Consider the following 10,461-nt stretch of genomic DNA (forward strand, 5'->3'; position numbering starts at 1 on the left):
TGAGACTGGGGCGGCTATCGGCGAGCCGACGAGCGAAACTGAGTACACGAAGAGGTACTGGCCGAGTATCAAGCCGAGAACGGCGGCACCAACGAGAACGAGGGCTTCTTTTCTGCTTATCCCTCTCACCTCTTTCCCGTATCTTGGGAGGAAGACCGAGACCCCGAGGGCAGCGAAGACCATCCTAACTCCTGCCAGCTGGAGCGATGGTATGCTACTCGTTAGATAGTCCATTATCGTTATGGCGATGCTCCATGAAATTGGGGCCACAAAAGCGAATATGAAGCCGAGTCTGTCGGCGTGCTCCTCTTCCTCGGCCCTCTTGACGATTATTATCGCCAGAACGACGAGAACAGCTCCGATGATTACGTGGGGCTTAACAGTTCTGCCGAGGAAGAGTATCGCCCACAGGATTGCCCAGAGCGGGTACGTTGAGGTTATGGGCACGGTCCTCGAGACGCCCATTCTCTTGAGGGCGTTGAAGTAGAAGTAATCACCGATGACGAAGCCGAACTGGGCGGATATGAAGGCTAAGATGAGCAACCTGAGAGGCAGTTTGAAGACGCTTAAATTCCCTGTGAGGGCAAAGATTATGAGAAAGAGCGTTGAGGCAACGTAAAGTCTGAATATGTTGGCGCCGATGGGAGAGAGCCTTCTGAGACCCACCCTTATCAGTATCGTCGAGGACGCCCAGGAGAAGGCCGATGCGAGCGCCGCCGTTGTTCCCAGGATTAGTGTTTGCATGTGTTCGACTGTTGCGCTCACTTTAAAAAATTAGCGTTTTAACGTTTAGATGTTGGTAACAAGAACTGCGAGCGGCGTCGTGTAAAACCATTCCCCGTCCACCCACACGTCAAGGAGTTTCCCCGGGTTGGTTCTGCTGGTGAAGTACAGTATGTAGACGTATCCATTGAGTATTGAAAACAGGAGCACCGGAATGTACCTATCAAAATACCCCAGCATGAACGCCGTCAGGAGCCACGCGAGGAGGGTTGTGTTGAGGGCCAGAAGGAGTTTTCTCGTTTTTCTAACACCGAGCTTGACGGGTATAGTCCTTATACCGCTCAGCCGGTCGCCCTCTATGTCCCTCACGTCGAAGAGTATCGTGTTGATAATGCTCTTCATGAAAAAGTAGTAGTAAACGAGAGCGACGGCACTCAGAGGGGCTTCTGTGGTGAGGTAGGGCAGAAACGCCGTTCCGTTTGCCCAGGTTAGGGCTATGATGATGTTCTTAACGCCCGTTATATCCTTCAGTCTTGGAAGGCTGGGGGACAGCCTGACACTGTAGAGAACCCCAGTAATAACGGGAAACAGCATCACGAGAACGGCCCAGGGACTCGTTGCGATGCTTAAGATTATTGCCGCTACGAACGAGACCCCGATGGAATACTTCAGGATTCCGTAGAACCTTCTAACGTATCGAACGCGCTCGGGATTGTTTATCTCGTCCTCTTTGAAGTCCGTTAGCTTGTTGAGGTTGTACACACTGAATATCAGAAGGAACGTTGCCAGCAGAAGGTTTATCCTCGGGGAGGCCCCGTAAAGCAGGAACGCAAGGTAGAGCTTTAGAACCCCGCTGGCGGCGAGGAAAATGGAAGTGGAAATCAGAAACGAAAGCAGTCCTTCGGCTACCCTAACGCTGGCTTCCGCGAAGTTCAATCTTCGAACCGAACTAAGTTCATTCAGAGACACCTCTATCTCCCATAATTACATATATCATAGGACTCTTTTAGCATTTTTCTTGTAGTGTTCAAAAAGTTCTATTCCCCACCTTTTAGCGCGTTCAGTTGTTGCGATAATATCGCTCGTCATGTCGTAGGTTCCGTTTGGAAAGAACAGGCCAAGGGACAGGAAGTTATTGGTTACGGTGAAGGCAACCTTTGGATTTTCCTCAATTATGTACAGCCTGACGTTGGGGGCCTCCTTGACAAGCCCCACCACCTCGGGTTCGGACATCTCGATGAGCTTTTCGTAGACCTTTGGAGTCGTTATTATTTCAATATCAACCCCCTTCTCAAGGGCAAGGGACATGAACTCCCGGGGGTAATCCGTAAAGAGAATCGGGGATACGCCTTTAACCCACTCGGAAGTTTTGAGGAGCTCCATAAACACTTGGTGTGGCGGCCTCAGGGACTCAGGCGTGACCCGGTGAATCTTTGCCCCCTTAAGGTCGCCAATCCTGAGAAGGAGCGGTTCGGGAATTCCGCTTAAATCGTGGGCCAACCAGAAGTCTTCAAAACTTTTTATCACCTCAAGCGCATCAATCATGCTCCTTATTTGACCCGACACAAGCAGGCCAAGGTTTGTAAGGTAATACTTCTTTGTCTCCGGGTCTTGGGTTATGAGCTTTTCTTCCATCAGGTCGCTTAGGGCGTGGGATATCGTAGACTTGGTTGAACCGACTTCCTCGTGGATTTCACCAAGAGTCTTCGGCCTCTCTGAAATAGCGAGGAGCACCCTGTAGCGGACGTTTGAAGTCAAAATCATTTTGAGGACGTTGTCCGTGTTCATGATTATACTCACCATTTTTCTTTGTTTGCGGGTTTTTAATAAAGTTTTTTATCAAGTCAACTTTTGTTCTGAAAGAGCAATTTTGTTATTATAGAGCAAAAAAGTTATATACCCCTCAGGATGACTAAAAACTGTGGAACCCATGGAGCTGGTGACATCCGGGCTACCCAGGGTTGATGAGGCAATCGGGGGAGGCATTGTAAAGGGCTCCAACGTGCTGGTAATCTACGACTCCTTCTCAACTGGGTGGAACCTGCCGTTTAGGGTGCTTGAGCGTAAGATAACCGAGGGGTTCTTTGGCGTTATAATAAACTACAACCTTCCCCTTCCAAGGTTAATACTGAGGGCCAAATCCGTCGGTCTCGATATAGAAAAAGAAGGGGAGAACGGCAACGTTGTTGTTATAGACGTTTTTGGCTCCAAGTACAACTTTCGCTATCCGAGGGACTATGTCTACCTGATTGAGGGTTTCAACCCGGAAACTTATATCCCCAAGCTCGAGCACATTTACGGGGATATTTTCAGGAGGGCAAAAGGCAGGGACGTTGTGGATTTCGTGTTTTCACTTGATGGTATGGCATTTGAACTCGGTGAGGAACGGAGCATTAGGATTGTGAAGCTCCTCCTTTCAAACCGCATAATCAACGGCCAGCATGCGTTTTCGATGTACCTGCTCAACAAAGACCGGGTCTCCAAAAGGTTCCTCTCCTGGAACATTGAGTTCAGCGACTACGTCCTCGAGTTCATGAGCAGAAGGGAGGACCACATTGTAGTCGAGCAGATGTACGTCTTTAAGACGCCCTTCTATGGGTTTGAGCCAAAGGTTTATCAATACCGGCCGAACAACATAAGTGAGGCGCACTATAGATGATGACCTCGGCAGTGCTGATGAAAAGATGATGACGATCTTGAGTGCTGAGATAAAGAAAAGGTCAGCGGAGGATAATGTTGAGCTTCCTGAGGTTTATTGCCACCCCGTATTCCCTTGAGACGTCCCTTATGATGCGCCGTATGGTTTCTGTTATGTCCCTCTTTATCTTCTCGTCTGAAACACCAGAGTACGCCCCGAAGAGACCCCCCACGTTCTCCTTGGCAAAGCTCGCCTCGACGTCAACGTAAACCGTTGCACCCACGACCTCGTGGTTCATCTTGAGCCACTTGAAGGTAACCCTTGGAATCAGCTTAAGCTCCGCGTGTATCCTGTTCTTGAGCGTCTCGATTGCCGGCTCGACGCGGCTCTTCAGTAGGGTCTGCTCGGCCTCTTTCTTCTTCTCCTCGGTGAACACGGCGAGTTCATCGATGCCGGCTTCCTTCAAAAGCTTCTCAACTTCCTTTTCGAGTAGCTCCTTCTTCGCGAGTATCTCGGCCGCTTTGCTCGAAGTTACCATCGGTTTAGAGGGCGGCGTAACTGCCGTGGGCTTTTCGACCATCTCAACCTCAACGTTGCGGACTGAGATGTACCTGCCGATGCTCCTTCCGAGTTCCCTTGCGTGTCTTGTGAGGATTGTCCGTATTGTCCTCTCCGTAGTCGCCCTGTCAAAGTCGCTCTCAACCGCCACCGCAAGGTTTACCTCGAACTCCTGTCTGCCCCTAACGTCGAAGTACGCCCTTGTTACCCTTATTCCTGCCCCTTCTATGTCGCCGATGACGGTTTTGGCGAAGTTGCTGAAGTAGGGCCACACATCCTCGAGAACCGCGAGCTTAATCCTTCCGTCTTTTGTGACGTCCCCTTCTTTCTTTTTCTCTCTGTCAACTATCTCCTGCGGTTTGACTTCTTCTCCGTTTATCACTACGCTTATGTCCCTGAGGATTGGTTTGACTTCCGCCTCCCTGAGGAGTATTGGGGCATGCTTGCTGACAATGTGGAAGACCCTTTTCTCCGCAATCTCAATTTCCCTTCTGTTCTCGCTCTCCGAGCTTCCGTAAACGCGAACGTTAAGGTAAACGACTCCCTCTCCGACGTTTGCGTCGAATTCAATCCTGTTGATTTTAAGGCCCTTAATCCTCTGGGATTCATTTATGATGTTCTCGGCGTACTTCTGAAACGCGCTTTCCGGAAGTGTTCCACCGGTAAAGTTCACAACGACCTCCGGTTTACCGGAAGTCTGAGGTTTTTGAGGTGCCGGCCTGGGTGCTGGCTTTGGCACGGGTTTAGGTTCGGGTGGTGCTTTCGTTTCTGTTCTCTCAACTTTCTTCCCCTCTTCAATAGCCAGCGTTTCTCCTCCTAGTAGCTCTTCCAAGGGCGTCTTTGGTGTCTCGGAATAAGCATCGAGGTTCTCGGCGACTGACATCTTTAGCTCTATTTCATCAAGGGAGAACACGTCAACTACCATTGGTTTGCCAATGAACCTCTTAAATATCTCTATGGCCTCGCTACCGCGGACTTCAGTTTTGCTGTCTATCAGCAGGCATTCGGCGGCGAGCACCTTTGACCTGTCTATTAGAACCGTTATGTAATATTTTTCCTTGGAGTCTTTGGCGAAGATTTTAAGAAACGCCCCTTTACCCTGCGAGAGTGCCTTTGAAATGAGGTCTAACAGCTCTCTGGAGGATGTAACCACAGCGTTTTCGGTGAGGGGAGGCTTGTCCGGTAATTGCATTCCGCATCACCATTAGCTATATATATCCCTCCACGCTAAGAATTCAGCGGACAAGTTCGGCATGTTAGTATATTAAAGCCTGTATTTAAACATTATTGTGCAGAAATCCGGGTGATAGTTATGAGGGTGTTAATCCTCGGCGGAGGTGCCATAGGTCGCTCTATAGCCGAATTCCTCAAAGGAGAGTTCGAGGTGGTTATAATCGAGAAAGATGAAATCCGGGCTAAGGCCCTTGAGGAGAGCGGCTTTCATGTTGTTCACGGCGACTTCTCCTACACTGCAACCCTTCTCAAAGCCGGGATAGAGCGGGCGGAGCTAGTCATAATAACGACCATGAACGTTGAGACAATAAAGAAGACTCTCTACGTAATCAGGTCGAACAACAAGGACGTTCCCGTTCTAACGCTTCTGCCCGATGATGTTTCCATAGACGACATCGTCTCCTCCATAAAGGAGGAGTTTGAGGCTGACGTTCGGGTTGACTATGCGATTTCTCCCCGGGCGGCCCTCAAGGAGGCCGTTATCAAAACCGTGGAAATGATAGGTGAGAAGAAGAACGTCAACCTCCTTATAAAGCACCTCAAGGAGCTTAAATCAAAGGGAGACTCCCTCCTCATACTGATGCACGACAACCCGGACCCTGACTCGATAGCGAGCGCCTCCGCCCTCAGCGTCATAGCCCAGACCCTAGGCTTCAAGACCCAGATAGCCTACGGGGGTGATATAACCCACCATGAGAACAGGGCCTTCGTGAACCTCCTGGGGATAAACCTGATGAAGCTCTCCAGAGGCTCCTACGAGCTGAGGAGGTACCCCTTCATAGCCCTCGTGGACTGCCAGCCCAACGGGAACATAACGGTTCTCGAACAGCCTGACTACGAGAGGATAAAGGTCATAATAGACCACCATCAGGTTCTTCAGCATCTCTCTGATGTTATCCCGAAGGACGCATTCCTCGATATAAGGCCCGACGTCAATTCATCGTCTTCCATTCTCGTGGAGTACCTCAGGGGGCTGAACATGGAGGTCAATCCTCTCCTCGCAACCGCCCTCTTCTACGGGATTTACATAGACACCAAAAAGTTCTCAAAGCTCAGCAGGGTTGACCTCAAGGCGATAGAGTGGTTGGCCGGAAAGGTGGACTACGAACTCCTCGACAAGATAGAGCACCCGGATATAAGCACAGAGACCGCGGAGATACTCGCGAGGGCAATACTCCACAGGAAGATTTACAAGAACGTCGTTATAAGCAACGTCGGTTTCGTGAGCAACAGGGACGCCTTGGCGGAGGCGGCGGACTTCCTCCTCAGGCTCGAGGGCATAAACACAGTTCTCGTGTTCGGCATAGTTGATGACAAAATCGAGATATCCGCGAGAACGAGGGACGTGAGGGTTAACATAGGGGCTGTGATGAAGGAAGCCTTTGGGGATATAGGCTCCGGAGGGGGTCACCCCCAGTCGGCCGGTGCTAGAATACCCCTCGGCCTCTTCAAATCAGCCAAGGACAAGGAGTCTCTGCTGAAACTTGCGGAGGAGGCAATAACGGAAAGGTTCCTGGAGGCGTTAAAAGTTAAAGAGGGCTAACCTTCCCTGGCTTTGACTAGGACTATGTCCCCTATCGCGGTGACCCGGTCGTAGGGTATCCCCACCTTTTCACCCGGCAGAACGAGGGCCAGAACCCTTCCGGCGCCCCTGTCTATCTCTATGAGAACCTCATCAACGTAACCGACGTAGTAGCCCTTTGTGTTGTAAATCTGCTTTCCGTAAAGCTTTGAGAGGCGCATCACCATTTCAATCACCGGAGGAGGTTATTATTGAACGTATTTAAACATTGTTCCTCCCGGCCAGCTCCCGAAACTTCTCAAAGCCCCATCTCGCCAGCGAGCCGAAGAACACAAACGTTATGGCGCTCCCCGTCATTATGATTACCGCGGTGACCCCGTGTTCAACCCCCTGAAGGGGGGAGTAGAACTTCAGCGTTAGCAGTGCTATCGCAAAGCCCCCGAGGTACGTGGCGGGGCTGAGGAGAACGTCCGTGAAGTTCACCGGTTTTATGAGAACCATGGCCGCCATAACCAGGGCCAGCAGAAACTGAGCGAGGCGCACGTTTATTCCCGAAACCCCCCAGACAAGGCCAACCGCGAACGTCACCCCAAGGCCGAGGAGGAACGCCGCGGGGGCTGAGCGAAAGTCAACCCGCCATTTCAGCCCCATAAAGGCTCCAATCAGCGCTCCGGCGTAGATGCCGTAGGCAAAGAGGCTGTTCTCAACGGGCGCGTAGCTCAGCACGGCTATTATGAACCCGATGAAAGCACCGAGTCCCACGAACGTCGCAACAGACTTCCACGTCATTCTACCACTTCCACCCTAACTCTGTCGCCGTCTTTAAGTTTAAGCTTTTCCCTCAGCTTTACGGGGGCTATTATCTCCGCTATCTTAGGGGGGTGTATTGTCCTTGAGGGTATAACTATCGCTCCCTCAACCCCGTCTATCCTCACCCGGTACGCTTTAACGTCCCCAAAGGTTCTGCCCTCTTTTATGAAGCCCGGAATCAGAACCGGCCTTACGTTGCAGAGGGCGTCGAAGACCGTCTTTGGAAACAGAACACGGACGTTCAGCGTCCCTGGATAGGGGTCGAAGCCCAGGTACTCCCGTATGAGCGGGGCGTACTGCTTAACGTAGTACGCTCCCTCCCCAAGCCCGGATACGACCTCCCCAATTACAACCCCCGTCGAGAGTGCCCTCGATATCTCATCGCAGAGGGACTTCAGGAAGCTCGCTCCCTTCGGCGTTACCTCGATGAAGGTTCGCCTTCCCCTCACGGCCCTCTCTATAAGCCCTTCTTTCTCCATCTCCCTCAGGAGTCTCAGAACAGTTTGGGGGGAGGTTTTAATCTCCGAGGCGAGTTCCCTAACGGTCACGGGCACCTTCTTGCCCACCGAGCCTCTCTTCGCGAGCGAAACAAGGAGGATGACCTTCTTCATATCCAGCACCCCTTTGAAAGCCTATCCGCCAGCTTGAGCGGTTTGGGATAGCTTCCCCCGAGGGCGCTCACAACGTCGGCGGCCGACTTCAAATCAACGAGGTGCCCGACGCTTACATAAGCTTTTCCAACCCTCCTGTAGAGTTCCGGTTCAACACCCTTTAGGGCCTTCTTTGCGACGCCTATTGTTGGCCTGCCCAGGAGCAGTCCGATGTGAGATGCCAATCCGTAGCCCCTTGGGTGCGCCCTTCCTTGGCCTTCGACAAGAAGAACGTCGAACTCGGCCCCCTTCGTAACCACGATAACGGGCCTCGTCTCCCTGAGGAAGAAGTAGGTGGGCACGTAGGGGAAGGCAACTTCGACTCTGGCGGTCCTCGTTTCTATCGGCTCGCACTCCGGGAAGGTGCACACGACGAGTGCGGAGCAACTAAAATTCCCTCTGTAGGAGACGTCAACGGCGGCAACCCGTTTAATCTCAGAGAGACGGAGGGGTCTCTCAACTATCCTTTCGGCAAGCTTTCTTTGAATTTCCGCTATTCGCTTGAGCTTTTCGGGAACTATGTAATCCTTTAATTCAGTCATTCTTCAGTGCCTTCTCAAGCTTTTCTTCAAGGCTCCTGTTGAGCCTGGCCCTCGTAAGGTCTTCGAGGGTTCTCTCAAGGGCGTAGCGCGCCTGGTCCTGCTTTTGCCTCACGTTGACGAGTCCCTTCGGATACTCGAGGGTTATCAAAGCGCTGTAAACCCTCTCCATCTCCCTGTAAGCCCTCTCAGCGCTCTCCAAGTCGCCTTCAAGAAGTCTGTGAAGGAAGTATCTCCTCAGCTCACCTATGAAGTCGCCGACGCCGAGAACGTAGTCCGCTTCAGGAACGCCGAGGTCCGAGGGCCAGGGGTACGGTTTCCCCATTATGTAGCTCATCAAAAGGGACGCCTCGACGAACTCCTGATGGGCCGTCTGAACGTAGCCAGAATAGTATAGGTCGAGGTGCTTTTCCAAAATCTCCCTGAGTTTTAAAACCCTTTTCCTGGCCTCTTCCCAGCGTTCTCTTGCGAGGCTCAGGTCGCCCCTGTGGAGGGCTTTGACGGTGTCCCCGCTCAGCCTCACTATCTCCCTCGCTACCTTCAGGGCTTCTTCCCTGAGGGAGTCCTTCTCGTCGAGGGTCCTTCTAATGGCCTCGATGATGCCCTCTATCTCCGAGTCCATGCTCCCACCGAAGGGAGTTGGAGAATGAGCTTAAAAATGTGGGCTTGGCTATCCCCCACCGTCATCGAAGGCCGAGCCACCCTCAGGCGGTCCGGAGGCCAAGCCCTGTCCGCCCGGCATCGTCCACGGGACCTCATCGAGGGCCCAGCCCACTCCGTCCGGCGGGCCAACCGGGCGGGACCGTCGTAGAAAATTTTTCGAGGAGCCTTTTAAGGATTTCGAAGTTCATAACTGTGAGGAATGTTAGATTCCCTAATTCATGCCGAAAATTATATAAAAGTTCCACCGAACCGGCTTTTGCTAAAAGGAAAGGTGGTGACGCTCATGGCCGAGAAAGTTAGGAACATCGTTGTTGAAGAGCTTGTAAGAACCCCGGTTGAGATGCAGAAGGTTGAACTCGTTGAGAGAAAGGGAATAGGCCACCCCGACAGCATAGCCGATGGAATAGCAGAGGCCGTGAGCAGGGCCCTCAGCAGGGAGTACATCAAGCGCTACGGGATAATCCTCCATCACAACACCGACCAGGTCGAGGTCGTTGGCGGTAGGGCCTACCCGCAGTTCGGTGGTGGCGAGGTCATCAAGCCGATTTACATTCTCCTCTCGGGGAGGGCCGTTGAGCTGGTTGACAGGGAGGAGTTCCCCGTTCACCAGGTCGCAATAAGGGCCGCCAAGGAATACCTCAGGAAGGCCGTCAGGCATCTCGACCTTGAGCACCACGTCGTCATAGACTCCCGCATCGGGCAGGGAAGCGTTGACCTCGTCGGCGTTTTCAACAAGGCCAAGGAGAACCCGATTCCGCTCGCAAACGACACTTCCTTTGGAGTTGGCTACGCCCCGCTCAGCGAGACCGAGAGGATAGTCCTCGAGACTGAAAAGCTTCTCAACAGCGACGAGTTCAAGAAGAAGTGCCCCGCCGTTGGAGAGGACATAAAGGTCATGGGCCTCAGGAAGGGCGATGAGATTGACCTGACCATAGCGGCGGCGATAGTTGACAGCGAGGTTGACAACCCCGACGACTATATGGCCGTCAAGGAGGAAATCTACGAGGCGGCGAAGGGCATCGTCGAGGAGCACACGGAGAGACCGACGAAGATATTCGTCAACACCGCTGACGACCCGAAGAACGGCATCTACTACATCACCGTTACCGGAACGAGCGCGGAAGC

Annotated in this window: 12 protein-coding genes; 3 read left to right on the top strand and 9 right to left on the bottom strand. The window is 52.3% G+C overall.

Translation table 11 applies throughout. The annotated features are described in order from the left end of the window. The 3 genes from MVK46_RS04905 to MVK46_RS04915 all read right to left on the bottom strand — a co-directional run. Nucleotides 1-744: DMT family transporter (locus MVK46_RS04905; RefSeq protein WP_297535529.1), on the bottom strand; the 744-nt coding region annotated here is incomplete at its 3' end. 45 nt (nt 745-789) lie between these two features. Continuing rightward, nucleotides 790-1,659: a UbiA family prenyltransferase gene (locus tag MVK46_RS04910; RefSeq protein WP_297535530.1), complete on the bottom strand. Its 870-nt coding sequence runs from the start codon at nt 1,657-1,659 to the stop codon at nt 790-792. Nucleotides 1,660-1,716: 57 nt separating this feature from the next. Next, nucleotides 1,717-2,511 (bottom strand): winged helix-turn-helix domain-containing protein, encoded by a 795-nt coding sequence (locus tag MVK46_RS04915; protein WP_297535531.1) that lies wholly within the window; start codon nt 2,509-2,511, stop codon nt 1,717-1,719. A gap of 142 nt (nt 2,512-2,653) precedes the next feature. Between MVK46_RS04915 and MVK46_RS04920 the strand changes: the two genes are divergently transcribed. Continuing rightward, nucleotides 2,654-3,382 (top strand): hypothetical protein, encoded by a 729-nt coding sequence (locus MVK46_RS04920; RefSeq protein WP_297535532.1) that lies wholly within the window; start codon nt 2,654-2,656, stop codon nt 3,380-3,382. 61 nt (nt 3,383-3,443) lie between these two features. On the opposite strand, the gene MVK46_RS04925 is transcribed toward MVK46_RS04920, so the two are convergent. Next, entirely contained in the window at nt 3,444-5,111 is a 1,668-nt protein-coding gene (locus MVK46_RS04925; RefSeq protein WP_297535533.1) for a hypothetical protein, read from the bottom strand. A gap of 120 nt (nt 5,112-5,231) precedes the next feature. On the opposite strand from MVK46_RS04925, the gene MVK46_RS04930 reads away from it, so the two are divergent. Further along, nucleotides 5,232-6,695 (top strand): DHH family phosphoesterase, encoded by a 1,464-nt coding sequence (locus MVK46_RS04930; RefSeq protein WP_297535534.1) that lies wholly within the window; start codon nt 5,232-5,234, stop codon nt 6,693-6,695. On the opposite strand, the gene MVK46_RS04935 is transcribed toward MVK46_RS04930, so the two are convergent. From MVK46_RS04935 to MVK46_RS04955, 5 genes are read right to left on the bottom strand one after another with little or no spacing between them, the layout of a single operon-like run. After that, the gene (locus MVK46_RS04935; protein ID WP_297535535.1) at nt 6,692-6,901 is read right to left on the bottom strand and encodes a PRC-barrel domain-containing protein; all 210 of its coding nucleotides are present in this window, start codon (nt 6,899-6,901) and stop codon (nt 6,692-6,694) included. The genes MVK46_RS04930 and MVK46_RS04935 overlap by 4 nt on opposite strands. 34 nt (nt 6,902-6,935) lie before the next feature. After that, on the bottom strand, nt 6,936-7,463 hold the full coding sequence (locus tag MVK46_RS04940; RefSeq protein WP_297535536.1) for a hypothetical protein: 528 nt from the start codon (nt 7,461-7,463) through the stop codon (nt 6,936-6,938). Continuing rightward, nucleotides 7,460-8,095, bottom strand: a complete 636-nt coding sequence (locus MVK46_RS04945; RefSeq protein WP_297535537.1) for a CTP-dependent riboflavin kinase — start codon at nt 8,093-8,095, stop codon at nt 7,460-7,462. Before MVK46_RS04945 ends, MVK46_RS04940 begins: the two co-directional genes overlap by 4 nt. Then, entirely contained in the window at nt 8,092-8,676 is a 585-nt protein-coding gene (locus MVK46_RS04950; protein WP_297535538.1) for an endonuclease V, read from the bottom strand. Before MVK46_RS04950 ends, MVK46_RS04945 begins: the two co-directional genes overlap by 4 nt. Further along, the gene (locus MVK46_RS04955) at nt 8,669-9,295 is read right to left on the bottom strand and encodes a haloacid dehalogenase (protein ID WP_297535539.1); all 627 of its coding nucleotides are present in this window, start codon (nt 9,293-9,295) and stop codon (nt 8,669-8,671) included. Before MVK46_RS04955 ends, MVK46_RS04950 begins: the two co-directional genes overlap by 8 nt. A 324-nt stretch (nt 9,296-9,619) precedes the next feature. Here MVK46_RS04955 and MVK46_RS04960 point away from each other — a divergent pair. Beyond that, the coding region (locus MVK46_RS04960) for a methionine adenosyltransferase (protein WP_297535540.1) at nt 9,620-10,461 on the top strand (842 nt) is incomplete at its 3' end.

The sequence above is a fragment of the Thermococcus sp. genome (genome assembly GCF_027066465.1).
Classification (GTDB): Archaea; Methanobacteriota_B; Thermococci; order Thermococcales; family Thermococcaceae; genus Thermococcus.